The organism is Thermococcus indicus, assembly GCF_006274605.1.
Taxonomy (GTDB): Archaea; Methanobacteriota_B; Thermococci; order Thermococcales; family Thermococcaceae; genus Thermococcus; species Thermococcus indicus.
The window spans coordinates 688,589-703,694 of sequence record NZ_CP040846.1 but is presented as its reverse complement, the minus strand read 5'-3'; the positions used below and the strand labels follow the sequence as shown (position 1 = coordinate 703,694).

At 55.3% G+C, this 15,106-nt stretch carries 11 protein-coding genes; 6 read left to right on the top strand and 5 right to left on the bottom strand.

The features are described from left to right. Positions 1–7: 7 nt before the first annotated feature. Positions 8–958: a radical SAM protein gene (locus tag FH039_RS03820; protein ID WP_139680269.1), complete on the bottom strand. Its 951-nt coding sequence runs from the start codon at positions 956–958 to the stop codon at positions 8–10. A gap of 116 nt (positions 959–1,074) precedes the next feature. Here FH039_RS03820 and FH039_RS03815 point away from each other — a divergent pair, with 116 nt between their 5' ends. Both FH039_RS03815 and FH039_RS03810 read left to right on the top strand, forming a co-directional pair. Continuing rightward, positions 1,075–1,815 carry a Rossmann-like domain-containing protein gene (locus FH039_RS03815; protein WP_139680268.1) on the top strand — a complete coding sequence of 247 codons (741 nt, stop codon included), beginning with the start codon at positions 1,075–1,077 and terminating at the stop codon, positions 1,813–1,815. Positions 1,816–1,935: 120 nt separating this feature from the next. Continuing rightward, positions 1,936–3,180 carry an MFS transporter gene (locus FH039_RS03810; RefSeq protein WP_139680267.1) on the top strand — a complete coding sequence of 415 codons (1,245 nt, stop codon included), beginning with the start codon at positions 1,936–1,938 and terminating at the stop codon, positions 3,178–3,180. 5 nt (positions 3,181–3,185) lie between these two features. On the opposite strand, the gene cdr is transcribed toward FH039_RS03810, so the two are convergent. From cdr to FH039_RS03790, 4 genes are all read right to left on the bottom strand, one after another. Then, complete coding sequence (gene cdr / locus FH039_RS03805; protein WP_139681624.1) at positions 3,186–4,511, bottom strand: CoA-disulfide reductase; 1,326 nt, start codon at positions 4,509–4,511, stop codon at positions 3,186–3,188. A 60-nt stretch (positions 4,512–4,571) separates the two neighbouring features. After that, positions 4,572–5,738, bottom strand: a complete 1,167-nt coding sequence (locus FH039_RS03800; RefSeq protein WP_139681623.1) for a 60S ribosomal export protein NMD3 — start codon at positions 5,736–5,738, stop codon at positions 4,572–4,574. Positions 5,739–5,783: 45 nt separating this feature from the next. After that, positions 5,784–6,083, bottom strand: a complete 300-nt coding sequence (locus FH039_RS03795) for a DUF424 domain-containing protein (protein WP_139681622.1) — start codon at positions 6,081–6,083, stop codon at positions 5,784–5,786. Between the two features lie 86 nt (positions 6,084–6,169). After that, the gene (locus FH039_RS03790; protein WP_139680266.1) at positions 6,170–10,537 is read right to left on the bottom strand and encodes a S8 family serine peptidase; all 4,368 of its coding nucleotides are present in this window, start codon (positions 10,535–10,537) and stop codon (positions 6,170–6,172) included. A gap of 286 nt (positions 10,538–10,823) precedes the next feature. On the opposite strand from FH039_RS03790, the gene FH039_RS03785 reads away from it, so the two are divergent. The 4 genes from FH039_RS03785 to FH039_RS03770 are packed head-to-tail and all read left to right on the top strand — an operon-like array spanning position 10,824 to position 14,996. Then, positions 10,824–11,489, top strand: a complete 666-nt coding sequence (locus FH039_RS03785; RefSeq protein ID WP_139680265.1) for a hypothetical protein — start codon at positions 10,824–10,826, stop codon at positions 11,487–11,489. Then, positions 11,486–12,490, top strand: a complete 1,005-nt coding sequence (locus FH039_RS03780; RefSeq protein WP_139680264.1) for a hypothetical protein — start codon at positions 11,486–11,488, stop codon at positions 12,488–12,490. The genes FH039_RS03785 and FH039_RS03780 overlap by 4 nt, the downstream gene beginning before the upstream one ends. Beyond that, a complete protein-coding gene (locus FH039_RS03775; RefSeq protein WP_139680263.1) occupies positions 12,487–13,605 on the top strand; it encodes a hypothetical protein in 1,119 nt (372 codons plus the stop codon). Before FH039_RS03780 ends, FH039_RS03775 begins: the two co-directional genes overlap by 4 nt. Continuing rightward, positions 13,587–14,996 (top strand): ArnT family glycosyltransferase, encoded by a 1,410-nt coding sequence (locus FH039_RS03770; RefSeq protein WP_139680262.1) that lies wholly within the window; start codon positions 13,587–13,589, stop codon positions 14,994–14,996. The genes FH039_RS03775 and FH039_RS03770 overlap by 19 nt, the downstream gene beginning before the upstream one ends. Positions 14,997–15,106 lie beyond the last annotated feature (110 nt).

Here is a 15,106-nt window from a genome sequence, read left to right as displayed (position 1 = left end):
CGAATAATTAAGGTTTTCTCCTGCTCGGGAGGGCGCGCATGTAGAAGCGCCTTCCCCCGTATTCGAGTTCGATCAGCTTTCCGTCCCTGAGGAGTTCCTCCACCACGTCCCAGTCAGCCCCTGCTTTTCTCAGGAGCTCCCTCACGGCCTCCTCCCTCATCGGGTGAACTGCCGTAATGCTCAGCAGGTCTTCCCTGATGTTCCCTGTTGAGGCGAAGGCGTTTCCCTCGTAGCCTATGAGATACTCAACCCGATTCCCTCCGAGCCGCTCTGAAAACAGCCGGTAGGCCATGTGTATCGTCCTTTCGTCAGCTGGTTCAACCCATCTCTCTGCTGGGGGCCTCGTGGGGATCCCTATATAGGCCTTGTCCGGCTTGAGCTCCGCCAGAAAGTCGGCAATCTTTTCGAGCTCGTCACCATAGTCAACGTTTATCAGCATGGTCTCGGTGACGAGCTTCCCCCCAAAGCCGTCCGCAAAGGTCAGCATACCCTCGAGGATTTTCTCAAGGCTGAGGCTCTTGTGCGGTCTGTCCACCCTGCGCCAGAGGGGCTCGCTCACCGCGTCGAGCTTGAGCGAGACGAAGTCGAACTCAAGAAGCTCCTCCCTGACGTCTTCGCGCCATATCAGCGAGGAGTTCGTGAGTATCGCCAGGGGTATTCCGAGGGTTTTCAGCATCTCCACCTCCTTGGAGAGGTTTACGTCGAGCGTCGGCTCCCCGTCGGGAACGAAGGTGATGTAGTCTATCCTCTCCCCGGCCGCTTCAGCCTCCCCGACCTTCCTCGAAACCTCCTCGAAGATCAGCTCCGGATCGTAAAAGGCTCTCCTTTCAACCTCCATCCGCAAAGTTCTGCCTATCTGGCAGTAAACGCATGCATAGCTGCAGACCTTGTCGGGTATGTTGTTTATCCCGAGACTCCTGCCAAGTCTCCTCGATGGAACCGGACCGAAGGCTATCATGTCACCACCGGAATTAGGTTAACCTAAAAGCGTATAAGGTTTGCCCAGACGGAAGGTTCAAAATCAGAAGAGGTAAGGGTAACATGGTACTAACAGCCGGAGAGTGAGGTGTTCGTATGCTACTGACCGAATTCAAGAAAAAGGCCCTGAGGCTCATCGATGAAGAGCTCAATGTTCTGGACTTCTCCTTCGGCCTGCCCTACACCTGGGTTCTGGTCGAGGGGCCTGAGGGCAAGGCCCTCGGCGTTGCAATGACCCTCCCCGAGGAGATAGGAAGATTCGACAACTCCATCGAGGAGCCCGCGCTGGAGGCGTTCATTGAAAAGGCCGACAGCCTCAACATCATCGAGAGGTCCCTCGGTCTGGCTGCGATAAACGCGGTTTCGCAGTACTACATCGACTTCGGCAGTGCGAAGTGGATTGACGCCGTGGAACTGCTCGATAGCGACATCGAAAAGGTAGCCGTCATCGGGAATATGCCGCCGATAGTCAGGGGCCTGCGGGAGAAGGGATTCAAGCTCTACGTCTTCGAGAGAAACCCGAAGCTCTGGGACAGGGAGACGCTGAGCGATTCCCTGGAGTACTGGCTCCTGCCGGAGGTGGACGCCGTGGTGGCTAGCGCATCCTGCATGATCAACGGAACCCTGGACATGCTCCTCGACAGGGCAAAGAACGCCAGGATTTTTCTCCTGACCGGCCCCACGGGACAGGTTCTCCCCGAGTTCCTCAGGGGCACCGGAGTGACCCACGTGGCCTCGATGAAGGTCGTGAACGTTGAAAGGGCGATACTCCAGCTGAAGCTCGGTTGCTTCAGGGGCTTCTCCGACGAGAGCCGGAAATACGTCCTCGAAATATGAGGGTTTCTTCTTCCTTCCCTATTCCAGCCCGCCGAATGAACCGTTCTGGACATCACGGTATTTTCTGCATCACGAATCTTTTTAAACCAAACCGAACTCCGGGAGGCCTCAGGTGGAAAAATGAGCCAGAGAGTTGCCGTCGCGGTGAGGAACGCATCGGTAGCGAACCGCTACCGCTACATCCCCAAGATGCCGGGATGGTTCTACTCCTTCGTGCCCTTCAAGGTGGCCACCGGGGGAAGCTCCGCCCTGGTTAGCCTCTACCTCCTGGAACTCGGGGGAAACGCCTCAACCGTTGGATTGACCTTCGCCCTCTCCAGCTTAGCCTCGATGCTAGGCGCACTGTTCTGGGGCAGGGTGAGCGACAGGATGCTGAGGAGAAAGCCGTTCATACTCCTCGGCTTTGCCAGCGTTCCGCTCTTCCTCACGGCGATGGCCTTCGTGAAGACCCCGGCCCAGCTCATCGCGGTAAACACTGCCTACGCATTCTTCCTCGCCTCCACCCTATCGGTCCCCATAGCGCTCGTGCTACGGAGCGTCAGGAAGCACAGCTGGGACCACGCCATCGGCAAGTTCAACGAGATAAGCGGCTGGGGGTGGGTCCTCGGTCTAGTCCTCGGTTTCGGCCTGTCGAGGTTCCTGACCATGCCCCAGCTGTTTATCGCTTTCGCCATCCTGGGCCTGCCCTCGGTCTTTATGGGGGAGCGGATGATACGGGAGGCTCCGATATACATCAACAGACGCTCCATCAAGGCGTTCGGCAACTACGTGGTTGAGAAGGCCCGCTACTTCCCCAGCTTCATACTTCACACAAACTTCAGCCTTCCGGAGGGCCTGGGGAGGTTCTACGTAGCATTCCTGCTCTTCTGGATCTCGGCGGGCCTCTACTTCCCCCAGATGCCGGTGCTCCTCACGAGCGAGGGCTACACTAGGGAGGTCGTGTACCTGGCGCTCATCGCCAACTCCGCGGTCTCGGCGATGAACTACACCCGCGTCGGGGCCGCGATGGGGGGCGGAAAGGAAGGAGTGCTGAGAAGGGGACTGCTCCTCCGCGCCGGGGCCTTCGCGGCAATGGTGCTCGGGACCCTGGTCTCCCCAGCGCTGCTCCCGCTGGCCTTTGCCTCCTACATCCTGGCGGGCTACTCCTGGGCCTTCATCGGAATCTCCTCGACTGCCATAGTTAGTGAGAGGGCCGGAGAAAAGGAGAAGGGCAGCGCGATGGGAACCTACAACGTCGTGGGCTCGGCGGGGTACATTACTGGTAGCGCCCTCGGCGGCCTTGCCGCATCCACCGTCGGCTTCGCCCCAATATTTGGAGCGGGACTGCTCCTGCTGGGGGCCAGCATCGCCCTTCTGAAAAAGTAAGGGGGTTAAAACTTGAGAACCCTGGCGAGGACTATGAGCGGGTCCCATACTGGCGCGAAGGGCGGTGCGTAGGCCAGATCCGTGAAGAAGGCATCCCTCGTCGTGAATCCCGCGGTGAGCATCGTTGCAGCGGTGTCTATTCTCGGCAGTATCTCGGCGCCGACGGCCTGAACGCCGAGGAGTCTGTTCGTCTCGTTGTCAACCACTCCCTTCAGCCATATCTGCTTCGAACCAGGATAATAATGTGGCTTCGTGCCCGCTTTTATGAAGGCCGTCCTGACGTCGTAGCCCTCCCTGATGGCCTCCGCCTCGGTTAGACCGGTTTTTCCTATTTCGAGGTCAAGGAACTTGGTTATGCTCGTTCCAAGAACGCCCGGGAAGACCACGTCCCTTCCGGCGATGTTGCTTCCGGCAACGTACCCCATCTTGTTTCCTGGCGGGGCAAGCGGGATCCAGACGCGCCTGCCGGTTATCAGGTGCCTCGTCTCGGCAACGTCTCCGGCGGCGTAGACGTTCTCGACGCTGGTTTCCATCCTCTCGTTGGTCCAGATGGCCCCGGTCTCTCCAATCCTGACCCCCAGCTCCCTCGCGAGCTCGGTGTTGGGCTTTATGCCAGTCGCCACGATCACCATATCCGCGGGGTACTCATTGGCGTCCGTGATAACTCTCTCGACTTTTCCATCGCCCTCAAAGCGCATCGTCAGTTCCTGAAGGCGGAGGTTGAGGTGGGCTTTGAGTTTCTCCTCAACGACCTCGGTGATCTCCCCGTCAAACGTCTTTCTGAGGATGCGCTCGCTTCTGCCGATGAGGGTGACGTTCTTACCCTGGGCGACGAAGGCCTCGGCCATTTCAAGGGCTATGTAGCCCGTTCCAATGACAGCAACGTTCCTGACATCGTGCTTTTCCATGTACTCCCTTATCGCGACTGCGTCGGGCGGAAGATCCGCGGTGAAAACCCCCTCAAGGCCGCAGCCATCTATGGCCGGAACCTGGGGGGAAGCACCGTTGGCGAAGACGAGGTAGTCCCACCCGTAGGTGTGCTCCCCATCGGGTTCCCTGACCCTGACCGCCCCCTGGTCAACCTCAATGACCTCCGCCCTCATGTGAAGGTCTATGCCCCTCTTCTTGATGAAGACCTCGGGCGGATAGTGCATGAGCTTCTCCTTCGGCGAGATGCCCTCAACGACGTAGGGCACGCCGCAGGGGGCGTGGCTGACCCACTCCGTTGCCTCGAAGACCTTGACGTCCCACTCGGGTTTGAGCCTCTTAACGCGAGACGCGGCGCTCATTCCAGCCGCTCCACCGCCTATGATAACCACCGTCTTCTCCATGAGCATCACCAGAAGAGGTTCAAAACCCAAGGTTAAAAAGATTGGTGGGACAGAAACGGGTCATTCCTTTCTTCCGAGGAAGTACTTCCTGCCCTTAACCTCCACCATGCGATAGACCTCGCCTTCTCTGAGCTCCATGCGCGGCTTCTCCAGTTCATAGGTTTCATACGTCTCCATGTCCATTAGCTGGACCTCGGTCGGGGTTATACTGGTCACCATGGCTTCCTTTCTTTCGCCCTCCACCGCATCTATGCCCTCCCTCTTCACGGTCTTCCAGTCGCGGCGCTCCGTCTCACGGGTGACCAGGTTGGTGAGCGTCATACCCTTTCCGTCCACATTCTCCACGGTGTAAACGTTGCCGCGCCTGTCCGTCACCAGGTCCCCCCTTTGAAACTTCGGAATCCTGATGCTCACGCTCGCGCGGTGAACCTCCTTACTGGTCTGTCTGTCAACGCCGACCAGCTCGTAGGCCTCGCTTATCGTTCCGCCAAAGCGCTCCTTTATCGCCTGGGCGAGTTTCCTGGCACTTGAAGTCGAGCCCATGTAGAAGTCCATGCCTTCCTCCTTCTCTATGGTGTCCTGGATGAAGCCCATCCTGTCCCTGCGCATTATCTCGTCCACCTTCTCCTCGACGAGCTTTCCTATGGCCTTCCGTTCCTCCTCAGTCAGCGGCCTGCCCTCGGCACGGACCTGGAGTATGGCCTCGAAGTAGCCGCCGAGGAACTTGGAACAGCGCGGACAGACGGTCTGGCGAACATAGACCGTAACGTACCTGGTCTCGTCGTGGAGCTCGCGCTGGAGCTCGTGAATCCTGGCCTTTACACGAACCCCGTAGGTCACTATTGCCGGAAAGTGTTCAAGGTGAAAGTCAGAGGGTTCAAAGGCCACCGCGGCCCGTCCAACTGGAAGCTCGTCAATTTCGTCAAGCTCCTCCGGGGAGACCACCTCGTACTCCACGGTTTTCTCGCTGAAGGAATCCTCGAGGGCCTCAAGGAGGGCGTTTTCGGCCACCTCGAATATAAGCTCCTCAAGGTCATAGCTCGCTGGATCAACCCAGACGCCCCTCTTCCTGTAGCTCCCGCAGTTCTGGCAGAGTTCCGTGTTGATCTCGCTCTCAATCAGCAAAACCGGGTTCTCCTTTCTGAAGCAGACCTGGCAGAGTCCATCTATCAGCGGCCCTCCTTCGCTCTCGCTTATCCCGCACCTGTAGCAGAACCTCTCGCTCATCTCTCTCACCGGTGGTTGGTGCGGGGAGAGGTTTAAAAAGGTAGCTCAGAGGAAGAGCCGGGCCATCTGTGCGTGTGGAACACCCTGAATTCTGAGGACCCTGTCTTCATCAACGTAGCCGAGCTCTATTGCCTTGGAGACACAGCGTTCGCCGGTGAGGTTGGCTATCGTGGCTTCGCGCAGCAGGGGCCCCAAGGCGTCTTCCTCGACCAGCTCCCCCCTATAAAACCGCTCCTTGACCTCGAGCTTGAGGTCGCCCTCCCTGAAGGTCTTTCCAAGGAGCTCCTCGTCGCAGGCCGCCAGGAGAACCTCCCCCTGGACCCGGTATATCTTAACGTATATCATGAGCGCCACCGGAGTGAGAAACGCGGGCAGGTTTAAAAGGGTTGGTGCGTCGGATAAAAATCGAGAAAGGAAGAAAGTTGAGGGCATCAGCCCTCTGAGCCTTCGAGTTCCTCAATGGCCTTCTGGAGTATCTTCACTGCCTTCATCTCGTGGAGGTATGCCTGCCTCAGCGGCAGGAGCAGCTTGATGTCCCCGAGGTTGAGCAGCATGTTGCCGCCCGCGATTTCCTCCGCAGTCCTGTAGTACTCTGCGGCGGTTTCATTGTGGCTGAGGGCCTGCTGGAGGGTCTCGTTGTCGACGCCGAGCTCGAGGGCCTTCTGGTAGAGCTCGTTGAACTGCTCGAGGTACATGTTGTAGTAGCGGTAGCCGATGAAGTTGAGGGTCGGGATGGATGACCTAGTCGGCACACTGTACTTTACTGATACAGTGACGGGGGATGCAAATCTAACCTTCACGAAGAGGTAAGTCGCCTTCTCGCCGTCCTCAGTCCACCAGTCGACAAGGTGCCCCTCTGGTTCAGCAGATACCTCCCTAATCTGTGCACCTTTTGGCAGTTTGACCATGATTGTGGCCGTTTTTCCAGTGCTTCCATTGACTGTTAATGTAACCTCATTGCCCTTAACCGTCATGTCCTCCTCTGGGTCGAACTGAACATTGGCTCCTGGCTCTTCCGATGCAACAGCCGCAGATGGCTTGGTCACAGGTTTAGTTTCGGGTTCACTAACTGTAAGCTTGAAGGAGCCCTCGTAGGTAACAAAGTTGTCGGCGGTTACCGTTACGTCAATAGTGTCCTCAAAGCTCGTCGCAGTATAGTTGAACTTGACGGTACCGTTTTCGTTGGTGGTGTACTTAACACCCTCAATTTCAACGGTCGCATTGGGGACGGGCTCTCCATTGACGGCGTTCTTCACCGTCAGCTTGAACTCTTTAGGCTCACTGAGAACTGCAGTTGTGGAGTCAATGCCAACGGCCATGGTCGCCTTGTCAACGATGAGGGTTATTGGAACCGTTGTAAGTACTGCTTCTTGGTGTGCTATTTCACTTGCTATTTCATCTGCCTCGCTTTCAGAGTAACCTGAGTCTATTGATGTGCTAAACCAGTAATCATAGACGTCCCGATAGATGTTGAGGTCAAGTACTTCAATGAGCCCAGAGTAAACTCCCGCAGACATGTCCTTTGGAATTGTTATATTGGCTGTAACATTGGCACTCTCTCCAATTCCAAGAATAACACTGCTTTTATCGAGCTTAATGTTGCCGTTGTCCACAACCATCTGGACAACTAGATCAAAGGTCGTCGTCGTTGGATTGCCGTTCTCGTCCTTAACGTCGAAGCCTTCAACGACAATTGAGTAATTTCCTGAAGCCGGATAATCAACGACTATCTCTTCATTAGCAGTTGGACCTACGTAAGTGTCCGGATCAACGACTTCCTTACCTTTGCTGTTGTAGAGGTACAGGTCGAGGTCTGCATTCTTTACGCTTGGATTACCTATCTTTATCTTAAGCTGCCTGACTCCCTCCGGAACCTCGATGCCCTTTATGAAGTACTCACCGTCAGCAACGCTCTCAATGCTCGCGCTGTACGTTCCAAGGCCGATAGCGACGATGCTCGCGTTAATTAGGGCGTAAATGTTCTTTATGCTGAACTTAACAGTGAAGTTGGTGTTGTTGTCTCCGTACACCCTGCTGACCTGCCAGACGTCGGGCGTTACGTTGACGCCGTAGATGGAAGCAGTGAGGTTTCCAACGTATCCCGTTGGGTACTCCCAGTTGAATCCTGAAGTCACTAGTTCCCATACCCCAGGTACTGGGTTTGTAACAACATATGGCTCGGTGGAGACTTGGTACGGGAACACATACATTCCGTAGGGAGCATATATACCGTACGCAAGGTAATTACTGTATTCAACCTCTGTCCAAAGCCCATTAACGTTCTTCGGGATTCTAACAAAGTGGTGAGTCTGCATATGGGCCCCGTTGGAATCCTCCCACTTAAGCGTGTAGTTGTTCTCCTCGGTGAAGTTCTCCGGGATGACAATGGTATTCAAGATCTCGTCGTCGATGACGGGGGTGGTTGGGTCGTCAATTATTATTCTGCCGACGTAAAGACCCGGAGCTAAACCGGTAGTGTCGTAGTCAACTGTAAGGACGAAGTCCGTGTTGTTCACAAGGGTAATGCTGCTTACCGGAACCTCTATCCACGGCTCGGTTGCATAGACGTTGAACGTTCTGTACTTGGTGTCCCCGACGTATTTGATGTGCCAGTCAACTGTCTTCGGCACCGAGTTCCTGGCGTAGAGGCCCTTTATCACGTCAACGCCGAGGTATTCGGCGAAGTCGCTGTATGACTTGTTCGCCCAGTGGTCAACCATCGGAAGCTTCATTCCGGCCATTGCCTTCAGAATATCCCATGACTTGGTAACGTTCACGAGACCGTGTCCCTGGTCGAGCTCAGTGTACTCCTGTCCTAGGTACGGGTCGCCCTCAAGCCAGGTGGCGCCGCTTTCTAGGGCTTTCTTTATCTTTTCCGGACAGTAGTCTACCCCCTCGGCCTTTGCACCGCTTATGAGGAGTGCAACGACACCGCTGACGTGTGGAGTTGCCATTGAGGTTCCCGGCATGAAATACGCCGCGGGTGCTGGGGCATACTTACCTTTGCTCCACATTGGAATTGAGGAGTATATCCAGTATCCAGGAGCTGCTATATCAGGCTTGAAACCTCCATCTACCCTTGGACCCCTGCTGGAGAAGTATGCGATTCTTATGTTATCATAGCCGGTGTCTCTTGCATAATAACTATTTTGGAAGAAGATATCTGGTTCACCGTAGTAGTATCCTCCATAGTAGAACGTTATGTACGTCTCATACTCTATTGGAACAACTGCAGCCGCAACGGTTATCGCTTTTGAGGCAACTCCGGGTCTGCCCACTATGTTTATACCAGGTCCCTCGTTACCCGCAGCTATAACGAACACAACGCCATATTTCTCGGTTAGCTCGTCCACCGCGAGGCTCTCTAGGTCGGTGCCATCAAGCAACGGATCATTGCCACCCAGACTCATGCTTATGACATCGGCACCGTGTGTTGCAGCATATGTCATTCCATCAAGGATATCCCAAAGCGTACCTCTTCCCGCACTCGTAAGGACTCTAACAGCCATTATCTGCGCTCCTGGAGCAACACCCTGGGTGGTGTCTAGGTTGAAGTCCTGAATCTTAGCTTCAGTCCACCACTCCAGATAGGTACCACTGTACTGGCTCAACCAGTCCCATGCATCGTTGTTGCTGTCGTAGCCGGCTATGGTTCCAGCAACGTGGGTTCCGTGCTCCCCACCGTCCCATCCAAAGATGGCATAGCTTCCACTGGGGTCTATCTCCGCAAGAACATAGTTAAGGGGCCCATAGTTAGAGTAGCTGAAAACAGCAACGTCATAAGTCTCATTGTACTGCCCAAGTGGCACCTCATCTGTGAAGTCGAAGTCAAGGTCAGTATCAACGTATGCCACATCATAGCCATTCCCGCTTGAGTTAACGAGAAGCACCGGGTAAAAGTCGTCGGTGTCGCCGTCAAAGTTCAGGTCGAAGTACCTCTCCGGGAGGAGACCGAAGTGATAAACTCCGTTGGCGGAGGTTATGCCGCCGATTGTGACGTTGTCTATGTGCAGAGTCTCGGTAACGTACTCCATGTAGCCGGTTGAGCTGTTTACTTTAAGGCCAGCGAAGACGACAAACGTCTTGTTTACTATAAGGACACCATTGGTAACATCGTCAAACTGGTACTGGGTATCCACGTATCCCTCGTCCGTAAAGTCCCGCCAGTCTATTATCTTTTTCTTCCCCTCTGGAGTTATGTTCAGGAAAGGGTGATTCGGGTCAACTCCAGTGTCGAGAACAGCAACAACGGTTCCATTTCCGTCATAGCCGATGTCCTGTATGAACTGAAGCGCGTTTATTACCCAGGTGCTGTTGTACATCTTGGGCTCAGCTTTTCCTGGGAGGGCATTGGTTTTGGTTGAGAGAACCTCCCTAGTGTCGGGGGGTACGAGCTTCCGCTCTTTGTTCAGCCACGCCCTCTCAAGCACTGAAACATAGTTCAGCTCCTTGACCTTCTCGGGCTTGATCTTTATGAGAAGCATGTTGAGAATCTTGTTCTCATCGAGAACCTTCGCACCAAGTGCCTCAAGCTCACTTTTGGCCTCTTCAAGTTTTCCGTCCTTCACCCTGACTATAAGAACCATGTTTGGCTGACCTGCCATGATTGCATTCAGAGCAGCTGTTGAGACTTCTTTGGAAACCACCGGATAAGTGGGCTGAGAATCACTGCTACCCGTGAGTGCAGATTGGTTAGTGGCAGACAATGTTGTCCCAGCAGACGCTACTGGCAACGCTGCCGGAACCACCGCCAGCACCATCACTACAACAATCAAAAGACTCAAGGCCTTCCGATTCATCCTGACACCTCCATGTTGTAATGGTCACCCATACTGTAAATGCCGCATGAATATAAAGATTTCGTTCGTGGGAGTAATAAAAAAGGATTAGCCACCCATGTAACACCATTAGTGGCTATTTATGGGCATTGGAGACTTAATCACGCTGTGTTGGTACCATCATGGAACACCATACACTGCAATTTTAAAAATATCACAACACAAATGCAAGGAGTATAAAATCCACAAAAACATATAAAAACCGCCGGGCGGCACATGGACTCAGCGGGTAGCGTGGTGAGAGCGTATGAACAGAGAGAAGGTTTTAGCCGCTGTTGTGGTCGTGGCGATCCTCGGGGTGGCTTTCAATTACTACACGCAACATTATCAGGGCGGCGAAATATACGAGGCCGCCAACCATGCCTTCGGACTCCTGACCAAGGGGTTCAACGTAACGATAACCGTGGAGACCGTTGAAGGGGAGACCGTTACAGGAACACTTCTGAGCGTCCGAGGATCAACGATAAACATCATATCCGGTGGAAAGGTGCTGAGCGTGGGAGGTCCAAGCGCCACGAAGGAAGACCTAAGGGCCAGGCTCATAAAGGTGGACTACCGCGGAAAGGTCTACGTCTACGAGCTTCCCCCGCGGCTGGGGGAGCTGAACGGTATAATCGATAACATAACCGTTGACGCCTACTCCGAGAGGTTCAGCGGCATAATCTACATAGAGGGAGAGATAAGCCCAATACAGCTCGGGATGCTCAAGTACCGGGCCGACTACCTCTCATACGGCTCCGTCACAATAAACCAGGTGAGCGGCAACGGGGCGGTTATAAGCACCAACATGGTGCCGGTAGAGTTCCTCAGGGAGTACCTTGGCGACTACAGGGTGTACCTCTACGGGACACTCATTGTGAACTCGGATGAGAGAAACCTGCCCCTGAAGATCATTGAGGTGAGGACTGGATGAAGGAACTGCCCCTCCTCATCCCATTGCTGTTCATAGGATTCATATCCCTCGGCCTGGCAGAGCCGAAGACGATGGCGATGGGCGTGGCGTTTGCGGTTTCAATAATTCTAGGGATTTACAGGGGAGCCGAGATAGGATGGGACGACCGGGGGCTGGATATCGATGAGAGGTACATAGTATGGGCGTTCTGGATCTCGATAGCGATAATAGGGCTGCAGATTCTGATGCTCCGGAGCGTTCCCATCCTCAACCCCGCGGTCAGGACCAGCCTCAACCCCAGACTCACCGCACTTACATATTTCCTCGGCGTGCCCTCCAGCGTATACCTATTTCTGAGGGGAAGGAGATACGCCCTGGTTTATCCCATAGCGGTCGCGCTCTACGCCTACAGAACCCCCGTCCTCGTCAGCGTTATAGCCCTCGGCGCCGCGTACTACGAAGGGATGAGGAGAGAGGGAAGGATCAGACTCCAACACGCTGCCGCCGCCATAGCGGCCCTCATTGTCCTCGGACTTGGGATAACGTTCCTCAGGGGCGAAACACTGGGAAGCCTGTGGACGCGGGTTCAGAGTTCAACTTCAGTCCTTGATATCATAGTATGGAGGGCAGGCTGGAAGGGCCTCTACCACGGCTACCTTCAGTGGTCTGGAATAAAATCGTACCTTGCAGGGGGCTATTCTCCCAGAGGACTTGTGGCTAAGTTCCTATACGTGCACACTGGCGTCACCATAACTCCCACCCTCCTCGGCGGCATGTATCTGGACTTTGGAGTGTTTGCGGTCATCGAGGGATTTCTGCTCGGCGTTTACTACGGTATGATTGGAAGGGCAGTTCATCCGGTTACGATGACCATCTACTATTCAACCCTAGCCTACGGTATCGTCGGCGTCGAGACCGGGATACTCGACCTCCCGGTGTACCTTCTCTTCGGCCTCGGGGCGTACATAATCATCACAGGGTGGAGGCGCGCCAAGAGGGAACCCGGTGGGATCGGGTCATGAGGCTCAGCACCGTCTTCTGGGCGTCGGCCATTCTTTACCTCATCACGGCCCTGATTTCAAAAACCGTGTACTCAGACCTCACACCCGGGCCTGAGGCGGCACCCCTGGCATACGCACTGACGTTTCTCGGGGCTATCGCGGTTTCGTATCGCCTGAGCGGAAAGCTTGGGGATGATTACAAGACCAAGCTTTACCTGGCAGTGCTGGTTGTCGTTCTGTCCCTCCTTGGGTGGTGGGGCCTCATCCTGGCAATAGCTATAATCGGAGCCACAGAGGTGATTATACACTACGAAGCGCGCGGCGTTGAGAGTAACCCCGAGAACGCCCGCAGGGAGCTCCGGATCATCCTGACCTTCGTCGTGCTCGTGCTCTTTATAATACCTATAGCAGCGGGGGCCGTGCCCATTCTCAGGCCCGAGGCAAGGTACTCCGTTTTCAGGCTGTTCTACCTGGCGGCGGGTTACTTCACGGTTGTTGTGCTGTCCCTGAAGCCGGACTTCAGGATGTTCCTCCTTGGGGAGGCGATAGCGGCGGTCTCGACCTTCCGGACGATAGGGCTGGCGGTAGCGTTGGCCTATTTCCTGCGGATGGTGCAGCAGGGGAATCCAAAGACGGGTATCCAGAAGAGGAGCTACTTCATAATCGGGGCCGTGCTCCTAACCCTCCTCGCGGTGTTTGTGATAAGGTACTACACCACCGTCCGGACGTATCCCGGATGGAGCCTGGGGTTCTTTGAGACCCTCCTCTACAGACCCGGTGTGACGTACACGGTTTACGAAAGGCTCTTTCACCTCGGAATGCCCTGGGGGAAGAGGGGAATACTGTTCTCAACCGATCCCAAGGGCTACGTCGGCTCCCTCTTTGGACGGGACGTCGGGTACACGTACACGCTTTTCGGCCAGCCCGCCTACGATTTCGGGCTCCTTGGACTGATTGAGGGGGCCTTCCTGGGGATGGCACTCGCGGACGCGGAGAGGAGAAGACCAACCGCGGTCCTGTCGGTGACCCTCATGACCCTGATGGTCCCGATTGGGGTGGACGCGTTCTTCCTCTCAGCCATGGCTTTCCTGGCGTACCTGTCGGTGGAGGTGGACGTATGGAAAAGAAGTCACTGATATTCCTGGTTCCATTCCTCCTGGCCCTGTGCGTCAGCCTGCTGACGATGCCCCCGTCAAACACCGTAACATACGACGGCGCGCTTTACATAGACATCGCAAGGAACCTCGCGGAGGACATCACGGACTTCACCTACCAGGGGGTCTACATGATGTACCGGCCGCCGCTCTACCCGTACACCCTCTCTATCCCATACCGCTCCATCCATGAGCCGTACTCACAGCTCACCGCTGCCCGGACGGTCTCGATGCTGTTCTTCGCATTAACCGCCGCTCTAACCTATCTGCTCGCGGTGGAGATGTTCGGGAACCCCTTCAAAGGCATCGCCGCGAGTCTGTTCTACATCTTCAACCCCCTGGCGTTCACCATGGCAACCAGGGAGCTCGTGCACAGCGAATTTACATTCTTCTACACCCTGGCGGTCTATCTGCTCTACACGGGCAGAAAGCGGGGCGCTCCCCACAGGATATACATGTCCTTCGTATCCGCGGGCCTCGCCATCCTGACCCGCTACACCGGGCTTTCCATACTCGGAGTATTCATAGCGTATCTGTGGCTCACGGACCACTGGGGATGGGTCAAGAAGAGGGAGTACTGGGTCGGCTTCACCCTCCTCGGCCTCACCCTCGCCCCATGGCTTTACATGGGGCACCTGCACTACGGCGGTCCCTTCAGACCGTTCAGCGTGGCATCGAGGGTGGTGACGCTCGACAGGCCCGTTTCGGTTTCGGACTACCTGCACCTGCTCCGTGAGGACGTTGGCCTTCTGCTCCCTGCACTCGCAGTCCTGGGCTTCATCAGGCTCAAAAAGGATGACGAAGGCTGGCTGCTCATAAGCTGGCTTCTCGTGGGGCTCATGGGAATACTTACCGTCACCCACAAGGAGACGCGCTTCATAACGTTCCTCTCGCCTGCGATTGGGATACTGGCGGCGGAGGGAGTGTGGCTGGCCGCTGACCACATTACTGCAATCTCTGAGAGAACAGGAAGGAGAATCGGGGCAGGCCACACGGCCCTTGTCGTCCTCATCCTTGCGCTGATACTAACGGTGCCCGTAGCTGTCCGGGCGGCGGGGCTGAAGGAGACGTGGAACGAGTTCGGGAGATACAAGTCTGAGGTCATGGGCTACGCAGTGACAAACTACGATGGGGAAAGAATCCTCGTCTCACCGGACATGTACACGGTGGCGGGCTTTTACTATCCCCACGCCGCCGTGGATATGCTGCTCGACAGGAAGAGCGTCCGGGACAAAATCTTCAGGGGGTACTACGACATCATTATACTGAAGGAGCCGACTGACCATCTAAACATCGAGGAGAGCGGAAACTATGACCTCGCCATGGAGTTCTACAACGGAAAGTTCAAGATATACGCCAGAAAGGAGAATTAGGGTACCTTAAAGCGCCGATGGACACATTAGCTTTCCCTTTCATTCCTGTACGCTGGAGAACACCTCTGGATAGTTAATTTTAAATATGAACCTTCGATATATCACCCGCA

What these genes read in the sequence shown, in the direction of transcription:
- FH039_RS03790 (WP_139680266.1), bottom strand. Translation starts at nt 10,537, where the DNA reads ATGAATCGGAAGGCCTTGAGTCTTTTGATTGTTGTAGTGATGGTGCTG.
- FH039_RS03785 (WP_139680265.1), top strand. Translation starts at nt 10,824, where the DNA reads ATGAACAGAGAGAAGGTTTTAGCCGCTGTTGTGGTCGTGGCGATCCTC.
- cdr (WP_139681624.1), bottom strand. Translation starts at nt 4,511, where the DNA reads ATGGAGAAGACGGTGGTTATCATAGGCGGTGGAGCGGCTGGAATGAGC.
- FH039_RS03770 (WP_139680262.1), top strand. Translation starts at nt 13,587, where the DNA reads ATGGAAAAGAAGTCACTGATATTCCTGGTTCCATTCCTCCTGGCCCTG.
- FH039_RS03775 (WP_139680263.1), top strand. Translation starts at nt 12,487, where the DNA reads ATGAGGCTCAGCACCGTCTTCTGGGCGTCGGCCATTCTTTACCTCATC.
- FH039_RS03810 (WP_139680267.1), top strand. Translation starts at nt 1,936, where the DNA reads ATGAGCCAGAGAGTTGCCGTCGCGGTGAGGAACGCATCGGTAGCGAAC.
- FH039_RS03820 (WP_139680269.1), bottom strand. Translation starts at nt 958, where the DNA reads ATGATAGCCTTCGGTCCGGTTCCATCGAGGAGACTTGGCAGGAGTCTC.
- FH039_RS03780 (WP_139680264.1), top strand. Translation starts at nt 11,486, where the DNA reads ATGAAGGAACTGCCCCTCCTCATCCCATTGCTGTTCATAGGATTCATA.
- FH039_RS03795 (WP_139681622.1), bottom strand. Translation starts at nt 6,083, where the DNA reads ATGATATACGTTAAGATATACCGGGTCCAGGGGGAGGTTCTCCTGGCG.
- FH039_RS03815 (WP_139680268.1), top strand. Translation starts at nt 1,075, where the DNA reads ATGCTACTGACCGAATTCAAGAAAAAGGCCCTGAGGCTCATCGATGAA.
- FH039_RS03800 (WP_139681623.1), bottom strand. Translation starts at nt 5,738, where the DNA reads ATGAGCGAGAGGTTCTGCTACAGGTGCGGGATAAGCGAGAGCGAAGGA.